Genomic DNA, 20379 nt, shown 5'->3' with positions numbered 1-20379 from the left:
TTTGAGAACTACGACATCAGAAAAGAACTGACCACAGTAGTCTGATGCTTGAACTCAATCCCGATACTTTGAAAAGCTAAAAAGCAGAGCCTAAACTCTGCTTTGGGTCGATTTAGCTGACGTATTCAAAACTGTCATCATTGTCAGCTTCATCATTTTCAATCTGAATAAAAGGCAACATATTATGTGCCAAACGGGCTTTATTGCATTGATCATCGGCGATCTGTACTTCTTTGCAGGATGAACTGCGCAGCTCGTACATACCGCAACTGACCTGCTGGCCAATGGTACCATCCAGTGCAATACAGCGTGGATTTTTTTGATTGGTTCCAGCCATACATGAATAAACTGCTGTTACAGGCTCCGTATAATGCTCAGGCATATGAATCCCTTCAGCCCAGTAAAACGAAACCCTGAAATAGGCGCAGCACGCCCCGCAGCTTAAACATGCATCTGGTGTTGGAACTTGAGATAACATTTCTTATAAGTTCTCATGATCAAAAAAAAGTTTTTTGGAGAAGAAATATAAAAAATGTTGTTTTTCTACACAAGAAAAATTTTATTTTTCTGTGAACTATTCAGGACAGGTAAAAACAGTTTCGTCCATCAGGTCGGTGCCACATTGCAGCGTTTCAATCCAGTCCAGAAACTGGGTGATCTGCTCTTTACCCATAAAAGGCGTGCCATGCTGCGGCACAATCATCTCGATATCCATGCCCCGCACCATGTTCACCCAAAGACGAATCACCTTGTTATTGCACATATAACGCTGATGAAAGCTTTTCATTTTTGGGATATGCGCCGCAAAGTTTTCCAATGGTTTGGCAGCATCATCGACCATCGATGCGCCCATATCTCCCGAAAACAGGATCTTGGCAATCGGATCATAAAACTGGAAATTGCCGACTGAATGCAGAAAATGCGCTGGTACCGCCACAATATTGGCATTACCCAGAGGAATGATCTGACCATGATCCGGGAGCTCGACCAGCCGATCTAGCCAGTTGCCTTTCATCCGGTCACTCATAAAAGCCGAGTTTAAATGTGGCAAGAAACGCGCCCAGAGCTTGGAAGCCACCACTTTGGCATCGGTATATACCAGCCAGCGTGGCATCGAAGTAATGATGTCAGGATCCTGATGCGAAGCCATGACATAATCCAGATTGGTCAACCGGGTGTATTTATTCAGTTCCATGGTTAGCGGAACATAGGTGAGATCACCACCCGGATCGAGTACCGCCGCCCGCTCGTTATCAATGATTAAAAACTGGTTTGCCTGAACGCCTTCACCTTTGACCAGACTGGTAAAACTGATGCATTTATGTGTCCCGTTATCAAACAGGACCTGCGATGTGGTGCGTTCAAAAACCATGTATATATTCCCCGATTTAAATTTAAAAGTGCTGTTTTATACCCATATAACATATAAGTATTTAGTTGAACTTACAATCAATAAAACTGGCCATATCACACTACTTATCAAAGTTTTAAGCTTATTTTAGGCATAAAAAATCCTGAGTTTTTAGCTCAGGATTCATGCAATTATTACTGTATTTTTAAAATAAATAATATTGAAGCAGAGTGGCGACACCAATCACCAGGAAAATGGCCGCGCCAATTTTATGAATCAGGCTGATCGGCAGCCTGTTCGCCAGTTTATCTCCTAGAAATACCGCAGGTGCATTGGCCAGCATCATCCCCAAAGTGGTACCGAGCATTACCCAGAGTATACTATCGAAACGTGCTGCCAGCGCGACTGTGGCAATCTGGGTTTTATCGCCAATTTCTGCCAGAAAGAACAAAATGAAGGTCGCAGCAAATACCCCGAATTTTTGCCATTTATTGATACTGGCATTTTCATCTCCGAGTTCATCCGGAATCAGCATCCAGGCCGCCATCGCAATAAAACCAATCGACACAATCCACAGCAACACTTCCGGCCCAATCACCGTGGTGATCCATTGTCCCAATACCGCAGAAAGGCCATGGTTAATCAGCGTCGCCAATAAAATAGCAACTAAAATAGGAACGGGTTTGCGAAAACGTGCGGCAAGCAGCAAAGCCAGCAGTTGCGTTTTGTCACCCATTTCAGCCAGTGCCACAATTGCGGTCGACAGTAAGAATTCATACATGAGGTCTTTCTCTGGCTAGCATCCAATACCAATGACTCACCGCTCCTGCTAGCCAAAATCTGCAGAGTGGTAAATCAAAGGTCTTGCCAACAAAAGAAAGCTTCGAGAAGCTCATTTGGTTTTTTGCTATGATGACCATGTCCGGTTCAGGACAAATATGTTGACCATCACCCTTCTGCTTTGCGCAAAAGGCGGCTACTCCCCAATGAAGTGCACCAAGTATAGAATCAAATCCATTATTTTTCAATGTGGCAAAAATAAACCCCGCCGAAGCAGGGTCTATGATTGAAATAATCTGATCAGATTAAATCAATAAAGTACGGATATCTTTGAGCAGCTGGGTCAGCTTGTTGGTGAAACGCGCAGCATCTGCACCATTAATCACACGGTGATCGTATGACAAAGACAATGGTAGCATCAAGCGTGGATCAAAACCTTCACCATTCCAGACCGGTTGCATGGTGGCAGGTGAAATTCCCAGAATTGCCACTTGCGGCCAGTTCACCAGTGGCGTAAATGCCGTACCACCAATTGAGCCCAGGCTGGTAATGGTAAAGTTCGCCCCTTGCAGGTCTTTTGGTGACAGTTTCTTGTCACGCGCTTTTTGACCCAAGCTTCCCAGCTCAGTGGCAATCTGTTTAATCGACTTCTGATCGGGATGACGCAATACCGGAACCGTTAAACCATCTGGCGTTGCCACCGCGATCCCCATATGGATCTCGTTACGTAGCAATACTGACTTGCCATCATCGGCCAAGTGACCAGCAAACTCGCGCTCTTCTTTTAACAAGTGCGCAACTGCTTTGATGATGAAGGCCATAATGGTCAGGCTCAGGCCTTCTTTCTTGAAGTTGCCTTTCAGCTCATTACGCCACGCTTCTAGTTCAGTAATATCGGCTGCATCAAACTGGGTCACTTGCGGAATGAAATTATTCAGCGACAACTGCGGAATAGACACTTGTTGCAAACGCGTCAAGGCTTTTTCTTCCACACCACCAAAAGCACTAAAGTCTGGCAATTTTGGTAGACCTGCGGCTTGAGCAGCAGCGGCTACAGGAGCTGCCTGTGGCGTAGTCAGGCGCGCTTTGACATATGCCTTCAGATCTTCTTTCATCACCCGAGCATTGGAACCTGAAGCCTGAACTTCTGACAATACTACGCCCAGTTCACGTGCCAGTTTACGTACAGCAGGGCCGGCATAAACTTTCGAGTTGGCGACATTCTGCTCTTTGGTCAGCTTGTCGGCATTGTCAGAGGTCGCCACCGCTGGAGTAGAAGATGCCGCAGGTGCTGCTTTGGTGGTCTCTACTGGTGCAACAGCTGCTTTCGGTGCTTCCGCTTTAGCCGCAACAGGTGCAGCCTCTGCTTGCGCTTCAGCTTGAATTGTCATCAGTGCAATGCCTTCAGAGACATTTTGTCCCAGCTCAACATGAATCGCCTTGATCACCCCAGCAGTTGTGCTTGGCACTTCAACCGTGGCTTTGTCTGATTCCACCACGATGATGCTCTGGTCTTTTTCAACCGTATCACCGACAGAAACCAGAATTTCAGCCACAGCTGCTTTGTCTACACCCAGATCAGGCACCATCACTTCAACATCACCCGCAGGTGCTGCTGCAGCTTGAGCCACTGGCTCCGCTTTAGCATCTTGAACTGGCGCAGCTTCAGCTTTTGGCGCTTCTGCTGCAACAGTCGGGGTCGATCCTGAAGTTTTCACTTTTAGAATCACCACACCTTCTTTAATCGTGTCGCCTTCTTTAATGTCGATGGATTCCACCGTACCTGCAACCGTACTTGGCACTTCAACAGTCGCCTTGTCCGATTCCACCACCACGATGCTTTGATCCACCTCGATTTCATCACCGACAGAGACCAGAATTTCACCGACAGTGGCTTTCTCTACACCAATATCGGGGACTTGAACATCGACCACTTGTGAACTTGCTTGAGCCTCAGGCGCAGCAGAAACTTTTGGCTGATGTGATGCCAGTTCTTGCATGATTTCCTGATCAGGCAAAGACGTAGGTGTATTTTCTGAGGTTTTTTGTGAGGCATCTGCTTGCTGTGGCTCGACCACATCCGTACTGCCATCTTCAGCTTGCAGTTCAATCAGTACCGCGCCTTCAGTCACTTCATCACCCTGACTGACCAGAATGCTTTTCACCACCCCTGCTGAAGTGCTGGGCACTTCAACAGAGGCTTTATCGGATTCAAGCAACACGATGCTGTCATCAATCGCAATCGTATCACCGACTTTGACCAGAATTTCGGCCACGGTTGCCTGATCTACACCAATATCGGGAGTCGTAATTTGCATGCTTAGTTCTCCTCTTTGTAGTCAGCAACAGCATGTACAGATGGGGTGTCTTGCGGTGCCCAAGCCACCGGACGATCGGTATCCAGCTCAAACGTCGAGATCGCGTCTTTCACCAGGCGCGGATCAACTTCACCTTCATCTGCCAGTTTTTTCAGAGTTGCCACCACAATATGGGCAGCATCGACACCGAAGTAGCTACGTAAATTACCACGTGTATCTGAACGGCCATAACCATCGGTACCGAGTGCCACAAATGGGCGGCCATCTGGAAGATAGGCACGAATCTGTTCGCTATAGGCACGCATATGATCAGTTGCAGACACCACAATACCTTCGGTACCGCGTAGCTGTTTCGATATCCATGCTTCTTTCACATCCTCAGCCAGTGGATGCAGGCGGTTGTATTCTTCACATGCCATACCATCACGTGCCAGTTCATTGAAGCTGGTGACACTGTAGACATTTGAGTGGATCTGGTATTCCTCACGCAGAATCTTCGCTGCCTTGATCACTTCACGCAGGATCACACCCGAGCCCAGTAACTGAACCGTGGCTTTTTCATCTTCTTCCAGTAAGTACATACCACGCTTGATGCCTTCTTCAACACCTTTTGGCATTTCCGGATGCTCGTAGTTTTCGTTCATCACGGTCAGGTAATAGAACACACGTTCCTGATTCACATACATACGTTGTAAACCGTCATGCACGATCACTGCCAGTTCATAACCAAAACATGGGTCATAAGAGACACAGTTTGGAATGGTATTGGCCAGAATATGGGAATGACCATCCTGATGCTGCAAGCCTTCGCCGTTTAGTGTAGTACGACCCGCAGTCGCACCGAGCAAGAAACCTTGTGCCTGTGCATCGCCTGCTGCCCATGCAATATCACCGATACGCTGGAAACCGAACATCGAGTAGTACATGTACATCGGGATCATTGGCAGGTTATTGGTTGAATAACTGGTGCCTAACGCGGCCCAGGCACTCATGGCGCCGGCTTCGTTAATTCCTTCTTGCAACATGTGTCCGTCTTTGGCTTCACGATAATGCATCAACTGTTCTTGGTCTTCAGGCGTATATTTCTGACCATGCGCAGCATAGATACCGAGCTGGCGGAACATGCCCTCCAAACCAAAAGTACGTGCTTCATCTGGCACAATCGGAACAACACGGTCTTTAATTGCTTTCTCTTTAAGAAGCGCAGAGATTAAACGTACCATCACCATCGTGGTCGACTGTTCTTTACCATTTGAACCCGCCAAGACCGAATCAAATACCGAAAGTTCAGGAATCGCCAGTTGCTCGCTTTCCTTCCGACGTGCAGGCAGATAACCACCCAATGCTTCACGACGTGCTTTCATGTATTTCAGCTCAGGCGAATTTTCGCTTGGACGATAGAATGGTACTTCTTCCAATTGCTCATCGGTAAATGGCAGGTTGAAGCGGTCACGCACGTATTTCAAAGAGTTGATTTGCATCTTCTTGATTTGGTGTGTTTTGTTGACTGCTTCGATTTCTTCTGACAAGCCATAACCTTTGACGGTTTTCGCCAGAATCACGGTCGGTTGACCTTTGGCAGTACAAGCTTCAGCATAGGCAGCAAAAACTTTGTACGGGTCGTGGCCACCGCGGTTCAGATTATCAATATCTTCATCGCTTAAATCCTTGACCAGCTCTTTGGCTTCTGGGTATTTACCGAAGAACTTTTCACGTGCATAGGCCCCACCTTTGACCTGGTAACGCTGGAAATCACCATCAACCGCTTCTTCCATCACCGCTTTGAGTGCGCCAGATTTATCTTTATCCAGTAATGGGTCCCAATGACGGCCCCACACCACTTTAATCACACGCCAGCCTGCGCCGCGGAATAGTGACTCAAGTTCCTGAATGATCTTGCCATTACCACGTACCGGACCATCCAGACGTTGCAAGTTACAGTTCACCACCCAGATCAGGTTGTCGAGTTTTTCACGACCTGCCAGCGAGATTGCACCGAGGCTTTCTGGCTCGTCCATCTCGCCATCGCCCAAATAAGCCCAGACCTTACGATCTTCTTCTTTGATCAGGCCACGGTTCATCAGGTACTTTTGAATATGCGCCTGATAAATCGACATGATTGGGCCCAAACCCATCGATACCGTTGGGAACTGCCAATAATCCGGCATCAAATAAGGATGCGGATAAGATGGCAAACCTTTGCCACCGACTTCACGACGGAAATTATTCAGATGATCTTCAGTCAAACGGCCTTCTAAAAACGAACGCGCGTAAATACCGGGGGCACAGTGACCTTGATAATAGATCATGTCGCCGCCAAAGCTGTCACTGTTGGCACGGAAAAAATGGTTAAAACCGACATCATATAAAGTTGCGGAAGAGGCAAAGCTGGCCAAGTGACCACCGAGGTCATCACCGGTTTTATTTGCGCGCAATACCATTGCCAAGGCATTCCAGCGAACCAGCGCACGAATCCGGCGTTCCATATCCTGGTCGCCCGGCATTGCCGGTTGTTCTTCAACCGAAATCGTATTTAAGTAGGGAGTATTTAAACGCTGAATAGGAACATGCTTTGCAATTGCGCGTTGATAAAGTTTTTCTAATAAAAATGCTGCACGCTCGGTACCCATGTGTTGCAAAACAGAGTCAAATGCATCTTGCCATTCTTGGGTTTCTTGCGCGTCTGTATCGCCATAAAACGCCATAATCTACAGTTCCTAAAAGCCTAATTTAATGTCTTATATGTACCATATTTGAGACCTCAGCAGGTATGGCTCTGGCTGAATGCGATTTGGCAGTACTATTTAGGAACTAAATGATTGGTGACGTTTAATTACACAACATAACAAAAAATAGTCAATATAGGAGATTTATTATACATTCATTATAATAGTTGGTGATAATATCAGACTTAAAAGCGATTATCTGAAGAACCCTTCAATGTGGGTTGAAGAGCCTTAGCTTAATCGCTTTGAAATGCTTATTGGAGAGATGCTTATGTATAAAGAGCCTAATAGAAATTCAGGTCTATACTTAAGGTAACATAGCCAAATAAGTAGATGGGTTTTTACGTTGACCGTCTTTTACAACTTCATAATGCAAGTGTGGACCGGTACAGCGGCCAGTACAGCCAACGTTGGCAATATGATCACCTGCCTGTACCTGTTCTCCCACACGTGCAATAAGACGTGAAGCATGAGCATAACGTGTTAAATAGCCATTGCCATGATTGATTTCAACATATTGACCATAACCCGTACCCCAACCTGATTTGGTTACAATACCTGGGCCTGTGGCATAAATTGGTGTACCACTTGGCGCTGCAAGATCAAGACCTGAGTGATTTTCAGCACGGCCACCCATGGTACGACCACCGTAATTTGAACTTACGCGAGAATTGGGTAAGGGATGAGCGATCAGCCAGGAATAAGCACTATTTGCAGCAGCTCGATTAGATGAGGTATTTGCATACTTCTGTGCCAGCGTGCGATTGTTAAGCTCAACTGGCTTTTCACGTAGCTGGACATTCAATTTGGTTTGCGCTGGAATATCGATATCATCTGGATGAGTATATGCACCCTGTGCCAGAGTACGCGTCAATTGCTCGATACGATCTGTTGAACCATTTTCTTGATTTAGATTGACTAAATCTGCAAAGGCTACCGAAGCAGCTGAAACTGATAAAGAAAATGCCAACAAAATACGTCGCATATGCATAAAAAACCTCTCTAAACTGCTTTAATCGAGTTCCTTGAAGATCTCTATCCTTGATATCCACTAAAAGAAGCGCATAAGATTAAGACATAAACATGTAGGAATTATGTATGTCGGAACCTGTCAACGTTTTTCAACAAACCAGAAAACAGATAAAAACAGGAAACTTTTCGTTTCTCTCATCACAAGTTGCTGCCTGGCAGAAACTTACGAAACTCGTACAACCGCTATTGCCCCAACCGGAACGCTGGCAAGTTGTGTGCTATCAAAATGGTGTGTTAACGATTACCGGTGAAAACCAGGCCATGATCAGTCAATTGGCCTATCTTCAAAAGCAATACATTTCACAACTCTCTCAAATAAATGAATTAACAGATCTTACAAAACTTCAAGTTTGTTTGCGGAATCCTTCACAAACGCAACCTGTTGCAGCAACACCTGAAAGAGCCTTAAATGCAGAAACACAGGAATTACTTCGTGGTGCTGCTGACTTTATAAGCGACCCTAAGCTTAGCCAAGCTTTGTTACGTTTGGCAAGCAATAAAAAGTAACATAGCAATCAAATGTAATAAATTAGAAAAGCAGTATTATGCGACACATGTCACACTATTGACGCAATAACTAAAACATAAAGACACAAACACAATGACTTATGTCACATTCACATACATGATTGGACAATTGGCCTCGTCATCAAATGTTACAATTTCATAGCAGCTTGGATCACTTTTCACATTGCGCAACAGCTGATTATTTAAAGCATGTCCAGATTTATAACCATCAAATTTGGCAATGATCTGATGTCCAAGCAGATACAAATCCCCGACTGCATCCAAAATTTTATGGCGTACAAATTCATCAGAGAATCTTAGACCCTCTTCATTCACCACTCCGGTTTCATCCACACCAATGGCATTCTCCAAACTGGCTCCCAGTGCCAGATTATTGGCTTTGAGATAATCCAGATCTTTCATAAAACCAAAGGTACGCGCTTCACTAACTTCATAAACAAAAGTTTCAGTCGAGAAATCGATACTGGCGGACTGATGTTCTTTTTTAAAAGCAGGATGATCAAAATCAATGGTGAAATTCAGCTGGAAGCCATGGTGCGGACTAAAAATGGCACGCTTATCATCAATCAGTGCTTCAACCGGTTTAATAATCTTGACGAATTTTTTCGCAGCATCCAGCTCTTGCAGACCACCTTGCATGAGCAGATAGATAAACGGGCCTGCACTGCCATCCATAATCGGCACTTCCGAGGCAGAGACTTCGATAATCAGGTTATCAATTCCTAAACCGGCAATCGCACTCATGACATGTTCAATCGTACCGACTTTGGCATTTTCCTGAACCAGATTCGAGCACATGAAAGCTTCCTGAATCAGCATCGCATCGGCAGGAATGTCGACCGGCGGATTCAGGTCAATACGACGAAACACAATTCCCCCATCGGCATGGTGCGGCACAAAGTTAATCATGACTTTTTGCCCACTGTGAAGACCGATTCCGCTCGCTTTCACGATACGTTTCAGGGTACGTTGTTTCAACATGCTTCTTTCATCTGTTCATCAATAAAACCGCTATACGTTAGCATATTTGGCCATTGAGAAAAAACAAAAAGGTGGCTTAAAAGCCACCTTTCCTGTGTAATCATGGTAAACACATGATGTTACATGTTATTTACGCTGTTGATTCTTAAGATAATCCTGAATACTCATTGGCGTTGGACGCGGGCTTGAAACTGATGCTGCAGCATTCGCTGGCGTAGCGGTTTCATGCTGTTGGCGCTGAATCGCTGGCACATCATCATCTTCTACCACAGCCTGTGAGGCTGCTGCTGGGCGCGTTGCCTGTACATTGGTACGTTTGGTCGGTTCAACTGAATCCGCTGCATGACGGGTTAAACCCGTTGCAATCACGGTCACACTGATTTCATCACGTGCATCCGGATCAAATACCGTACCGTAGAACACCTGACCTTCATCCAAATCGACAATCTGGTTAACAACATCGGTGATTTCTTCAATTTCACCGAAAGTGACATCATCGCCACCCGTTACGTTAATCAGAATACCTTTGGCATTCATGATGGTTACGTTATCGAGTAATGGGCTACGAATAGCCTGTTCAGCAGCCTGACGGGCACGGTTTTCACCACGGCCTAAACCAACACCCATCATGGCATAACCACGAGTACTCATCGCTGTTTTCAAATCGGCGAAGTCAAGGTTAATATGACCCGGACGTACCACAAGATCAAAAATACTGCGTACCGCATTCAGTAGCACATCATCCGCTTTTTTATAGGCATCTTTCATTGAAATATCACGGAAGACTTTCAATAAACGCTGATTTGGAATGATAATCAATGAGTCGACATGCTGCTCAAGCGCTTCAATGCCTTTTTCCGCAGATTGTAAACGGCGCTTGCCCTCAAAGTTGAATGGCGTCGTCACCACACCAACCGTCAGGATACCCATTTCTTTGGCAATTTCAGCAACCACTGGCGCAGCACCCGTTCCGGTACCACCGCCCATACCCGCAGTGACAAAGACCATATCGGTCCCTTCAAGCTGCTGGCGGATCAGTTCACGGCTTTCTTCTGCTGCAGTCTGACCCACTTGCGGATTGGCACCTGCACCCAGACCACGGGTACTTTGCTCACCCAGCTGAATTTTAAATTCGGCTTCCATGCGATCGAGTGCCTGCTTGTCCGTATTGGCACAAACAAACTTTACGCCCTGGATATCGGACTGCAACATGTGTTGTACAGCATTACCACCCGCACCGCCTACACCAAACACAGTGAAACGGGCTTGACCATTGCTATCGCTATGATCGTCTTCGAAAAATTCAAATGAGGCCATGACCTATAAAATTCCTAATTCATAATTGGCAGTCACTAAGCCCGTACACTGCCTTAATCTTAATAAAATTGTTTTTAAGAATGCTGCTCATGCGTTAACTTGTCAAGTACAAGCCCGATTAACTACATCTTCTCAACAATATTCACAATAAAAATCGACTTAAAAGATTGATTTCAAGGTGTCATTAAAGCCAGACCAAGCCCGTTTGACGCGCTGAGTTAACGATAATCGCTCTACATCATCCTGTTCTACAATCGTGTCTTGAGTATCACTCTGACTAAACATCAGCAAACCCGCGACCGTACTATATTGCGAACGGCGTAGCGCCGCCTGATGCTGTTCATCGGCATACACCTGCGTTGGTGGATTACCCAAATGAGCTGACACACCCAAGGTACGGCGTACAAAACTCACCATACCTTCAATATGACTGGCATCACCGGTCAGGACCACACCATGATACAAGCCCTGCATCGCGCCATTTTTCACCAGTTCATCACGCACCAATCCAAGAATCTCGTCATAACGCGCCATGATAATTTCGGTCAGCTCAATCCGGCTGATGGTTTGTGGCCCATCAATCCCCTGGAACTGAATCATATGGTCAGGCTTAACCACTTTCAGGTCTACACAGCCATACAGCAGTTTCAGGCGTTCAGCTTCTTCGGTCGTGGTCTGTAACACCGCCGCAATATCACGGGTCACATGCTCGCCACCACGCTGGAAGGTATGGGTTAAGGCCAGACGACCATCCACATACACCGCCACATTGGTGGTGCCGGCACCGATATCGACCAGACAGACGCCATATTCTTTTTCATCTTTGAGCAGACTGGCCTCAGCAGTTGCCAGACTTGAGACCACCATTTTCTCCACACCAATATTGGCGCCCTTGAGGGCACGGTCAATATTTTGCATGGTGCTAATCGGCAGCATCATCAGATGATAATGACCAGTCATGCTATGTGCAGACATCCGAATCGGATTCAGCACCCACTCTGATGAGTCATCCAGCTCGAAGCCCAAAGGCACAGCACTGACCAGATAATGGTCTGAAGTCAAATGACTGGCTTTGGCCAACTCCAGTGCACGAACCACTTCGCTGGTGGTAATCGCATGTTCGCTATTGTCGATCGAGGTTCGACCTGAAGCATAAAAGCTTTTTAATTCGGCACTTGGAATAGAAACCCAAGCAGAATGCACCCGACACTCCGCCATATCTTCTGCTTCTTGGACGGCATTTTTAATTGCGGTAATAACTTTATCGAGACTGACAATTTTCCCTTTACTCATGCCTCGGTTACGAGCGGTAGCCATACCAATCACTTGGATATTGTCTGGCGCGTGTACCTTGCCAATCAAAACTGAAACTTTGTGTGTCCCAATGTCAATCGCCACAACCGAGGGAACAGCTTCACTCATTATTCACTACTACCATTACATGTTTGTTAGATTTATGGCTTGAATGCCTCTATTTTTTAAAGCCGATCATTATGGCTTTACTGTTACATTATTCTCAACGCCCGTGTCATCAATGGTTACAATAAAATGCCCATTTACAATTTTAGGCGGAATTGAATTTTTCCACTGTATCGACAATCCATTGCGATAACGCAGGTCGATGGCCGAAATTTTAGACCAGACCGGCTTTAAGTCGCTTTGAGATAGATAGCTCAAGCGCTGTAATTTGCTCATGGTCTGATCTTTATCAACAATTATTCTTAAACCCGAATCAAACTGCATAAACCAGGTCATTCGCTCGGTGAGATAGAGTTCTTTTAGACGAATGCCGTGTGGCAAAAATAACTGATTAATTTCATTATAACGACGCATCATGGTTTCTGCATGGCTCGCCGGCCCATGTAGCAACGGTAATGCCTCATAATTCTTGGGTGTGACTTCAGTGAAAATGACACCACTGTCACTCAATAAACGTCCTGTACCCCAACGTGCAATCGCATGATGTGGCATGATCCGTACCCGAATGCCATTTGGCCATGCTCGGGAAACCACCACCCGATCCACCCAGGACAGCTCCAGGGTACGATCTCGGATCGCTTCCAGATCCGAAGTAAAATAGTTTTCGGTCACAACCGGTGACACATATTGCATGACCTGACGCTGTTCAGCAGCCGAGCGGGTACCTAACACGCCCAGCTCTGCCACTTCGGTATTGGTCATGACTTTATATAAGCCCAATATTCCAAAGGCCAGCACCAGCACTGCAATACACAACAATAACCAGCCACCAAAATTGGACAGCTTTTCTTTGCGTGTCGGCGGCTTGTCGTGAATTGAGGTAATCGCAGCACGTTTACGGCGCATGGAAACAGGAAGTTGAGCCATATTTAGTGTGCCGACCCGGTCAGGGTCTGTTCCAGAATCGCAACACATAGGTCATCAAAACTATAACCGACTGCAGCTGCCGCTTTTGGCACCAAAGAATGACTGGTCATGCCCGGTACGGTATTCACTTCCAGCAGCCAGAAGTTGCCCTGTTCATCCTGCATGGCATCAATCCGGCCCCAACCGCTGGCACCGACTGCCTGAAATGCACGCAGACTCAGGGCTTTTAACTGTTGCTCTTCAGCTTCGGTCAAACCACATGGAATGCCATATTGCACATCATTACGGTTATATTTGGCTTCATAATCATAGAAAGCAACATCTTGAGGTGGTTCAAGACGAATCACAGGCAGCGCCTGACCATTTAAAACCACAATGGTGAATTCACGGCCGGTAATCCATTGTTCTGCCATCACCACGGCATCATGTTCAGTTGCCTTGGCAATTGCTTCTGCAAAGTCTTCAATTTTTTCAACCTTGCTCATGCCGATACTGGAACCTTCATGTACCGGTTTGATAATCAAAGGCAGGCCTAAAGAATTGACGATATCAGCTGCATCGGAATCTTTGGTAACAATACGATAAGGCGCTGTCGGCAATTCCGAACCCTGCCAGACCTGCTTGGTCTTGACCTTGTCCATGCCGATTGCAGAGCCTTGTACCCCCGTACCGGTATAGGGCACATTTAGCCATTCCAGTACACCCTGAATCTGACCGTCTTCACCACCACGACCATGCAATACAATGAAAGCACGGTCATAATTTACCAGTTCTGTGACACTACGTTGCTGCGGGTCAAAAGCTTCCGCATTGACCCCTGAACGCACTAATGCCTCAAGTACCGCCGTACCACTGTCTAGAGAAACCTCACGCTCTGCAGATTTACCACCAAGCAACACGGCAACTTTTCCGAATTTTGAAGCATTTGACACGTTTATATCCTTAAACTTTTTTCAATCTGGTCAATTCAATTCAGTCATGCAAGATGACTATTTTATATATAAGTGATTTTGCGCAAGTTCGACTGAGATTGCTCCAACATTACCTGCGCCCTGGGTTAATAACAAGTCATTTGCTTGCAATACTTTTCTCATGATCTGATTCAGATTACCGTCCACCGCATCGACCAGAATTGGCTCAACTTCGCCACGTAAACGAATGCTGCGGGCTAAAGTACGGCTGTCCGCCCCTACAATCGGTTTTTCACCGGCCGGATAAACATCCAGTAACAATAACTGGTCTACAGTAGAAAGCACTTCCACAAAATCATCAAAACAGTCACGGGTACGGCTATAACGGTGTGGCTGGAACATCATCACCAGGCGACGATCCGGATGACTCTGACGCGCGGCTTTAATGGTGGCTTCGACTTCTTTTGGATGATGACCATAATCATCCACCAGTTTTACATTACCACCCTCAATTTCAAATTCGCCCTGAACTTCGAAGCGACGGCCTACCCCACTGAAACCTTCCAGTGCACGGCAAATAGAAGCATCAGACACGCCTTCATCGGTCGCGACACCAATCGCAGCCAAGGCATTCAGGACATTATGCAAACCTGGCTGATTCACGGTTACACGTAATGGCTCACGCTCTTTACGCAATACGGTAAAGTGCGTTTGCATGCCGTCCTGATCGACATCTATCGCGCGAATGTCATTGTCTTCATTAAAACCGTAGGTCAGCACTGGACGTGCAATTCGTGGCATGATTTCACGAATATTGGCATCATCACCACAGACCACGGCCAGGCCATAAAATGGCAGTTTTTGCAGGAACTGGATAAAAGTATCTTTCAGCACATCGAAGCTACCGCCATAGGTATCCATATGGTCGGCATCGATATTGGTCACTACAGCAGCCATAGGTTCCAAGTGCAGGAAAGAGGCATCCGATTCATCGGCTTCTGCCACGATATAACGGCTGGCACCCAGAGCAGCATTCATACCGGTACGGTTCAGCAAACCGCCGATCACATAGGTTGGATCCATGTTTTCTTCTGCCAGCATACAGGTAAGCAGACTGGTGGTCGTGGTTTTGCCATGAGTACCGGCAACCGCAATACCATGACGGTAACGCATCAGCTCACCCAGCATTTCTGCACGGCGAACCACAGGAATACGACTTTCAATCGCGGTTTTAATTTCCGGGTTTTCCTTGTCAATCGCAGTAGACACCACGATCACATTGGCCCCTTTAATATTATTTGCAGTGTGCCCGATATAAACCTTGATCCCATTTTCTTCCAGCTGCGCCGTGGTATTGGATGCCTTGATATCTGAACCGGAAACTTTATAGCCCTGATTTTTCAATACTTCGGCAATACCACACATGCCTGCACCGCCAATGCCCACAAAATGAATGTGTTTGATACGGCGCATTTCCGGCACTTTAATTAATTTTTTCGCTTGTTCAGCTGGGGTTACTGGAGACATAGTTTACTCGAATGATAATTCTTGAATTAAACGGACCACATGTTGAGTCGCATCGGGTTGAGCCTGTCGACGTGCTTTTACCGCCATTTCCATTAATAGCTGGCGATTCAGCATCGGCTCTAATAAGGTTTTTAAACTTTCCGGGGTCATGCTGACCTGTGGGCAAATCTTTGCCGCATTAATCTTGGCCAGAAAGCCGGCATTGGCAGTCTGGTGATCATCCACCGCACTTGGAAGCGGTACAAAAATTGCAGCCACACCTGCCGTCGCAATTTCAGTCACGGTCAATGCGCCAGCACGACAGATCACCACATCGGCATCACTATAGGCTTTGGCCATATCTTCAATAAACGGCTGTACTTCGACGTGCAGATTTGCCGGAGCATTGGCATAACGTGCACGCGTCGCCTCAGCATGGTTTTGACCACACTGATGATAGACATTTAAAGGCACATTGAACTGTTTTAAGGCTTCAGGCACCCGTTCATTTAAGGCCTGCGCTCCCAAAGATCCACCTACGATTAAAATGCGTAAGGGTAATCCTGCTTTTTCACGCTCCTGATAACGCCAGGACGGATTTAAAATGTCACTAATTTCTTGGCGCACCGGATTGCCCGTGGTCACAATTTTATCCTGTGCGGGAAAGGTGTCCGGAAACGCCTGACACACCGTCTTGGCAACACGCGACAATTGGCTATTGGTAAAACCGGCCACCGCATTCTGCTCATGAACCAGCACCGGAATGCCTAGAATACGCGCAGCCAGACCACCCGGCCCTGCCACATAACCACCAAAGCCGGCTACGGCATCGACTTTTAGCTGCTTCATGTATTTCATGGCACTAAAAGTCGCTTTCATGATTTTAAAAGGGGCCAAGACCTTACGTACAAAACCATTACCACGCACACCCTGAATATCAATTTGATAAACAGGAATATTCTGATTTTTTAATAAACGATTTTCCATGCCTGCAGGCGTAGCCAGCCAAGACACTTCAATCCCTTGTTGTTGTAAGTTTTTTGCAACGGCTAACGCTGGAAACACATGTCCACCCGTACCTGCGGCCATCATCATGACATGTTTAGGCTGTTTTTGCTGAGCGTCGGTCACGGTCTAATTCTTCAATTTAAAAAAGGGAACAGGAAATCTGATTTAAGTGGTCAATTGTAATCACAATTGTAGGGCCTTGAAAGTTTATTTACTTTATTTCAACAAGGCATTAATTGTTTTTTTCATACGATTTTAAAGTTTAAACTAGTTTTGTTATCAGGCAGGCATTTTTCCTTAGACTTAAGTGACATATAAACACAATTTTAACCCTCTTTCATTTAATCTTTCCCTCACTGTATTTGTTAGATCTATTTGTTTTCCAGGATTTTCTCAACAATTTCTATTCATTCGCCAGTTTAATTGCTCTATTAACTTATGCCTAAATCATATAAATCTTAATAAAATTTTATGTTATCCATATCGCTATATACTTTTTTTAGCTGTATCAGCGCATTGATTGAATGGATTAAATCATTATAAATGTCAAAAATATCAATTCGTGACCTATGGATTATTTTGGCCGGCTATTTGGCGGCTATTCATGTCGGGAAACTTTCTGCGGTTCTTCCCATTTTACAACAGGATTTAGGTCTCAGCTTTACGCAAGCCGGTTTTTCCCTGTCTCTGGTTCAAGGCGCGGGGATGCTGTTTGCGTTGTGTATTGGTGCATTGTCAGAAAAAGTCGGTTTAAAACGCTGCCTGATCTTGGCGTTGATCATTTTAGGCCTCAGCAGTATGGCAGGCCTCTGGATTCAGCATGTCGCGGCGTTGTATTTCTTCCGTTTTACTGAAGGGATCGGATTTTTAACCATCTCCTTATGTGCCCCCGCCATTCTCAAACGTATCAGCCGAGCTGAAACACTCAATTTTAAAATGGGACTCTGGAGTTCCTATATGGGGGTTGGTGTCAGTCTTGCTGTTTTTACCATTCCCATGCTGCTTGAATACCTGAGCTGGCAAAGCATTTGGGCCATTTTAGGGAGTCTCTGTCTGCTCATTGCAGTGATGATTAAACGGTATTTATATCTTGAAGCGGTCACACCGGTACAGCCGAATCACCCGCAAGCCGGCACAGAAAATACCTCCTTCTGGCAAATTATTAAAGTGACCCTGACTCACCCACCGATTTTGTGTTTGGCCATTATTTTTGCCTGTTATACCAGTCAGTGGATAACCGTGACTGGATTCTTGCCTACCCTGTATGTCGAACATGGGATTGACTTAAAAGTCGCAGGGGCTCTGGTCTCGATGGTGGTGCTTGCTAATTTAGGCGGTACCTTTGGCGCAGGTATGTTGCTGCAAGGTGGCTGGAAACCCAAAACCCTGTTAAGCACAGGATTTATCGCCATGCTGTGCAGCAGCTTGCTGACTTTTGCGGCAAGCTCTTGGCTGTCATTTGAATTACAGTTTGTGAGTGCCGTACTGTTTTCACTCATTGGCGGAATGATTCCGACCACGATCTTTGCGATTACCCTGCGCTATGCACCGCGTGCCAATGCCGCAGCCGCCAGTGTCGGTCTGGTTTTACAGGTTTCAGCCTGTGCGCAATTCTTTGTACCTCCTCTGAGTGCGGCACTGGTATCCACGACACAACAATGGGCCCATATCGCGACAGTCACAGCCTGTCTTTCTATCTTAGGGATATTGATGACGCTGCTTTTATTTAAGCGATATGCTTAATAAAAAAAAGCCTCAGATGAGTAATGCCAGTCAGTTAAGAAATTGACTAGCATTTTCTTTTTTAAATTCATGATCATATTTGACAAGTAGAAAAGTCATCCGCAACTGTTTGAGGCAGGACTAGATTTAAAAATGATTGTTTCTGCGACAAATTTACTAGTCGATGGTGGCTGCCGAGTTTTGCGGTGAGGAGTGTTGCTCCGCAAGATGCCTTCCTTGCGAAGCTTCGCTTCTCATTTGGGCGAAACCAAAGTAACAAATTATTTTCAAGCATTTGATTTATAAAGTTAAGACTCCGTCGTGAACGACTAAAAAGTTAAAGAGTCTACTTCTAAACTCCTTAACTGATCAGCATTACCTCAGATGAGGCTCTTTTTCTGTCTGGTTTAAACCTGCTGCGAACGGCCTGCCTCTAATACAGCAAACAGATCATCGGCAATTGAGGTTCCAAACTGGTCATCAATTTCACGAATACAGGTTGGGCTGGTTACATTAATTTCAGTGACATAATTACCAATCACATCCAGTCCTACAAAAATCAGACCTTTTTCTCTAAGATAAGGGCCTACTTTTGCCGCAATGGCGCGGTCATTTTCAGTCAGTGGACGTGCTTCTCCCAGACCGCCTGCCGCCAGATTGCCGCGCACTTCACCATTTTGTGGAATACGGGCCAAGCAATATGGTACTGGCTCGCCATTAATCATCAGGATACGTTTATCACCTTCGACAATTTCAGGAATATAACGCTGTGCCATAATCGGCTGGGTACCGTTATTGGTCAGCATTTCAATGGTTGAACCAATATTGATGCCATCCTGATACAGGCGGAAAATTCCAGTACCCCCCATGCCATCCAGCGGTTTCACAATCACATCGACCTGTTCTTTGAGAAACTCACGAATCAGGCTTTGCTGCGAAGTCACCAGTGTCGGAACTTGCAGATGCGGGAACTGGGTCGCAAACAGTTTTTCATTACAGTCACGCAGGCTTTGTGGCTTGTTAATAATCCATGCACCTTCGCGTTCTGCCTGCTCCAGAATATAAGTGGTGTAGACAAAATTCATATCAAAAGGTGGATCTTTACGCATCAACACCACATCATAAGCAGCGATGGATTCTTTCTTTTTTTCACCGAGTTCATAATAGTGATCATAGTCTTCAAACACCTGTAGCGGCGCTATCAAACCAAAAGCTTTGCCCTGCTCAATATATAAATCTTGTTGTAATGCATAACCAAGCTCATGCCCACGGCGTGCTGCTGCCCAAAGCATGGCCATGGTCGAGTCTTTCTTCAGGTTTACATTTTCGATGGGATCCATCACAACAAGTACGCGCATGTGTCTCTGCTCTTTTTCAAAAAATGACTTAGCAAGGAGTATAGCTTGTGTGGATTCTTTTGTTTATGGTGATTTTGCATGACTTGTTCTGTATAGATTTTTAGATAAGTACTGAGGCAGATTGAGCTCAAAAGGAGGTTTGCCATGCAACAGGCAATTATCGGTTTTCATTTGGATGAAGAACAGCATTGGGTTGCAGAGCTGGCCTGCGGACATGGCCAGCATGTACGGCATACCCCGCCGTGGCAAAATCGGCCCTGGGTGATGACCGAGCAAGGTCGCAAAGAAAAGCTTGGCATGCTGCTGGACTGTAAAAAATGTGAAAAGTGCGAAACTGAAACCTGAACCTATAAAAGTGTGATGTAGCTGACTAAAAATAATCTCGCACAGGATTTGCTAATTGCAGTCACTGCGTTTATGCTTTTATTGCTCAAACATGCAGCGTTTTTTTCAGGGTGGACTTTGCTCACACGGCTCGTCAAACAGATCTGGTTG

17 protein-coding genes and 1 riboswitch are annotated in these 20379 nt (G+C 45.8%); of the genes, 3 read left to right on the top strand and 14 right to left on the bottom strand.

The genetic code is table 11. The features are described from left to right. Window positions 1–112: 112 nt before the first annotated feature. From FTU90_RS09245 to FTU90_RS09220, 6 genes are all read right to left on the bottom strand, one after another. Window positions 113–478 (bottom strand): YkgJ family cysteine cluster protein, encoded by a 366-nt coding sequence (locus tag FTU90_RS09245; protein ID WP_074383866.1) that lies wholly within the window; start codon window positions 476–478, stop codon window positions 113–115. A 96-nt stretch (window positions 479–574) separates the two neighbouring features. Next, the gene (locus FTU90_RS09240) at window positions 575–1372 is read right to left on the bottom strand and encodes an MBL fold metallo-hydrolase (protein ID WP_074383865.1); all 798 of its coding nucleotides are present in this window, start codon (window positions 1370–1372) and stop codon (window positions 575–577) included. A gap of 184 nt (window positions 1373–1556) precedes the next feature. Then, window positions 1557–2132: a TMEM165/GDT1 family protein gene (locus FTU90_RS09235; protein WP_180072414.1), complete on the bottom strand. Its 576-nt coding sequence runs from the start codon at window positions 2130–2132 to the stop codon at window positions 1557–1559. Between the two features lie 88 nt (window positions 2133–2220). Then, window positions 2221–2353, bottom strand: a riboswitch (yybP-ykoY riboswitch). An 83-nt stretch (window positions 2354–2436) separates the two neighbouring features. Beyond that, window positions 2437–4449 (bottom strand): 2-oxo acid dehydrogenase subunit E2, encoded by a 2013-nt coding sequence (locus FTU90_RS09230; RefSeq protein ID WP_180072412.1) that lies wholly within the window; start codon window positions 4447–4449, stop codon window positions 2437–2439. A gap of 2 nt (window positions 4450–4451) precedes the next feature. Next, a complete protein-coding gene (gene aceE / locus FTU90_RS09225; protein ID WP_100356978.1) occupies window positions 4452–7154 on the bottom strand; it encodes a pyruvate dehydrogenase (acetyl-transferring), homodimeric type in 2703 nt (900 codons plus the stop codon). Window positions 7155–7482: 328 nt separating this feature from the next. Further along, window positions 7483–8166, bottom strand: coding sequence for a M23 family metallopeptidase (locus FTU90_RS09220; protein WP_005173245.1), 684 nt, complete (start codon window positions 8164–8166; stop codon window positions 7483–7485). Window positions 8167–8273: 107 nt separating this feature from the next. Here FTU90_RS09220 and FTU90_RS09215 point away from each other — a divergent pair, with 107 nt between their 5' ends. Continuing rightward, window positions 8274–8714, top strand: a complete 441-nt coding sequence (locus tag FTU90_RS09215) for a DciA family protein (protein WP_005095034.1) — start codon at window positions 8274–8276, stop codon at window positions 8712–8714. 99 nt (window positions 8715–8813) lie between these two features. On the opposite strand, the gene lpxC is transcribed toward FTU90_RS09215, so the two are convergent. The 7 genes from lpxC to murG all read right to left on the bottom strand — a co-directional run bounded on the left by lpxC (window position 8814) and on the right by murG (window position 16927). Beyond that, window positions 8814–9716 carry a UDP-3-O-acyl-N-acetylglucosamine deacetylase gene (gene lpxC / locus FTU90_RS09210; RefSeq protein WP_005095032.1) on the bottom strand — a complete coding sequence of 301 codons (903 nt, stop codon included), beginning with the start codon at window positions 9714–9716 and terminating at the stop codon, window positions 8814–8816. A 126-nt stretch (window positions 9717–9842) separates the two neighbouring features. Further along, window positions 9843–11033, bottom strand: a complete 1191-nt coding sequence (gene ftsZ, locus FTU90_RS09205; RefSeq protein WP_005095029.1) for a cell division protein FtsZ — start codon at window positions 11031–11033, stop codon at window positions 9843–9845. A gap of 159 nt (window positions 11034–11192) precedes the next feature. Next, a complete protein-coding gene (gene ftsA, locus FTU90_RS09200; protein WP_005095026.1) occupies window positions 11193–12455 on the bottom strand; it encodes a cell division protein FtsA in 1263 nt (420 codons plus the stop codon). A gap of 69 nt (window positions 12456–12524) precedes the next feature. Next, window positions 12525–13379: a cell division protein FtsQ/DivIB gene (locus tag FTU90_RS09195; protein WP_005173259.1), complete on the bottom strand. Its 855-nt coding sequence runs from the start codon at window positions 13377–13379 to the stop codon at window positions 12525–12527. Window positions 13380–13381: 2 nt separating this feature from the next. Continuing rightward, window positions 13382–14311, bottom strand: coding sequence for a D-alanine--D-alanine ligase (locus FTU90_RS09190; protein WP_005173261.1), 930 nt, complete (start codon window positions 14309–14311; stop codon window positions 13382–13384). A 57-nt stretch (window positions 14312–14368) separates the two neighbouring features. After that, window positions 14369–15817 carry a UDP-N-acetylmuramate--L-alanine ligase gene (gene murC, locus FTU90_RS09185; protein WP_100534532.1) on the bottom strand — a complete coding sequence of 483 codons (1449 nt, stop codon included), beginning with the start codon at window positions 15815–15817 and terminating at the stop codon, window positions 14369–14371. A gap of 3 nt (window positions 15818–15820) precedes the next feature. Further along, window positions 15821–16927 (bottom strand): undecaprenyldiphospho-muramoylpentapeptide beta-N-acetylglucosaminyltransferase, encoded by a 1107-nt coding sequence (gene murG, locus FTU90_RS09180; RefSeq protein ID WP_180072410.1) that lies wholly within the window; start codon window positions 16925–16927, stop codon window positions 15821–15823. A gap of 420 nt (window positions 16928–17347) precedes the next feature. On the opposite strand from murG, the gene FTU90_RS09175 reads away from it, so the two are divergent. After that, entirely contained in the window at window positions 17348–18547 is a 1200-nt protein-coding gene (locus tag FTU90_RS09175) for a CynX/NimT family MFS transporter (protein ID WP_180072408.1), read from the top strand. Window positions 18548–18933: 386 nt separating this feature from the next. Here the strand turns inward: FTU90_RS09175 and gshB are convergent, their stop codons facing one another. Beyond that, window positions 18934–19884 carry a glutathione synthase gene (gene gshB, locus FTU90_RS09170; protein WP_180072406.1) on the bottom strand — a complete coding sequence of 317 codons (951 nt, stop codon included), beginning with the start codon at window positions 19882–19884 and terminating at the stop codon, window positions 18934–18936. Between the two features lie 144 nt (window positions 19885–20028). On the opposite strand from gshB, the gene FTU90_RS09165 reads away from it, so the two are divergent. Then, window positions 20029–20229 (top strand): DUF3565 domain-containing protein, encoded by a 201-nt coding sequence (locus FTU90_RS09165; protein WP_004281307.1) that lies wholly within the window; start codon window positions 20029–20031, stop codon window positions 20227–20229. The last annotated feature ends 150 nt before the right edge of the window (window positions 20230–20379 follow it).

Source organism: Acinetobacter sp. YH12200, from assembly GCF_013418175.1.
Lineage (GTDB): Bacteria > Pseudomonadota > Gammaproteobacteria > Pseudomonadales > Moraxellaceae > Acinetobacter > Acinetobacter pseudolwoffii.
The sequence above is the reverse complement of the archived record's forward strand: the minus strand, read 5'-3'. Positions and strand labels throughout refer to the sequence as shown.

Excerpts from the sequence above, each read along its gene's own strand:
- FTU90_RS09245 (WP_074383866.1), bottom strand. The coding sequence starts at position 478 with ATGTTATCTCAAGTTCCAACACCAGATGCATGTTTAAGCTGCGGGGCG.
- FTU90_RS09240 (WP_074383865.1), bottom strand. The coding sequence starts at position 1,372 with ATGGTTTTTGAACGCACCACATCGCAGGTCCTGTTTGATAACGGGACA.
- FTU90_RS09235 (WP_180072414.1), bottom strand. The coding sequence starts at position 2,132 with ATGTATGAATTCTTACTGTCGACCGCAATTGTGGCACTGGCTGAAATG.
- FTU90_RS09230 (WP_180072412.1), bottom strand. The coding sequence starts at position 4,449 with ATGCAAATTACGACTCCCGATATTGGTGTAGATCAGGCAACCGTGGCC.
- aceE (WP_100356978.1), bottom strand. The coding sequence starts at position 7,154 with ATGGCGTTTTATGGCGATACAGACGCGCAAGAAACCCAAGAATGGCAA.
- FTU90_RS09220 (WP_005173245.1), bottom strand. The coding sequence starts at position 8,166 with ATGCATATGCGACGTATTTTGTTGGCATTTTCTTTATCAGTTTCAGCT.
- FTU90_RS09215 (WP_005095034.1), top strand. The coding sequence starts at position 8,274 with ATGTCGGAACCTGTCAACGTTTTTCAACAAACCAGAAAACAGATAAAA.
- lpxC (WP_005095032.1), bottom strand. The coding sequence starts at position 9,716 with ATGTTGAAACAACGTACCCTGAAACGTATCGTGAAAGCGAGCGGAATC.
- ftsZ (WP_005095029.1), bottom strand. The coding sequence starts at position 11,033 with ATGGCCTCATTTGAATTTTTCGAAGACGATCATAGCGATAGCAATGGT.
- ftsA (WP_005095026.1), bottom strand. The coding sequence starts at position 12,455 with ATGAGTGAAGCTGTTCCCTCGGTTGTGGCGATTGACATTGGGACACAC.
- FTU90_RS09195 (WP_005173259.1), bottom strand. The coding sequence starts at position 13,379 with ATGGCTCAACTTCCTGTTTCCATGCGCCGTAAACGTGCTGCGATTACC.
- murC (WP_100534532.1), bottom strand. The coding sequence starts at position 15,817 with ATGTCTCCAGTAACCCCAGCTGAACAAGCGAAAAAATTAATTAAAGTG.
- FTU90_RS09175 (WP_180072408.1), top strand. The coding sequence starts at position 17,348 with ATGTCAAAAATATCAATTCGTGACCTATGGATTATTTTGGCCGGCTAT.
- gshB (WP_180072406.1), bottom strand. The coding sequence starts at position 19,884 with ATGCGCGTACTTGTTGTGATGGATCCCATCGAAAATGTAAACCTGAAG.
- FTU90_RS09165 (WP_004281307.1), top strand. The coding sequence starts at position 20,029 with ATGCAACAGGCAATTATCGGTTTTCATTTGGATGAAGAACAGCATTGG.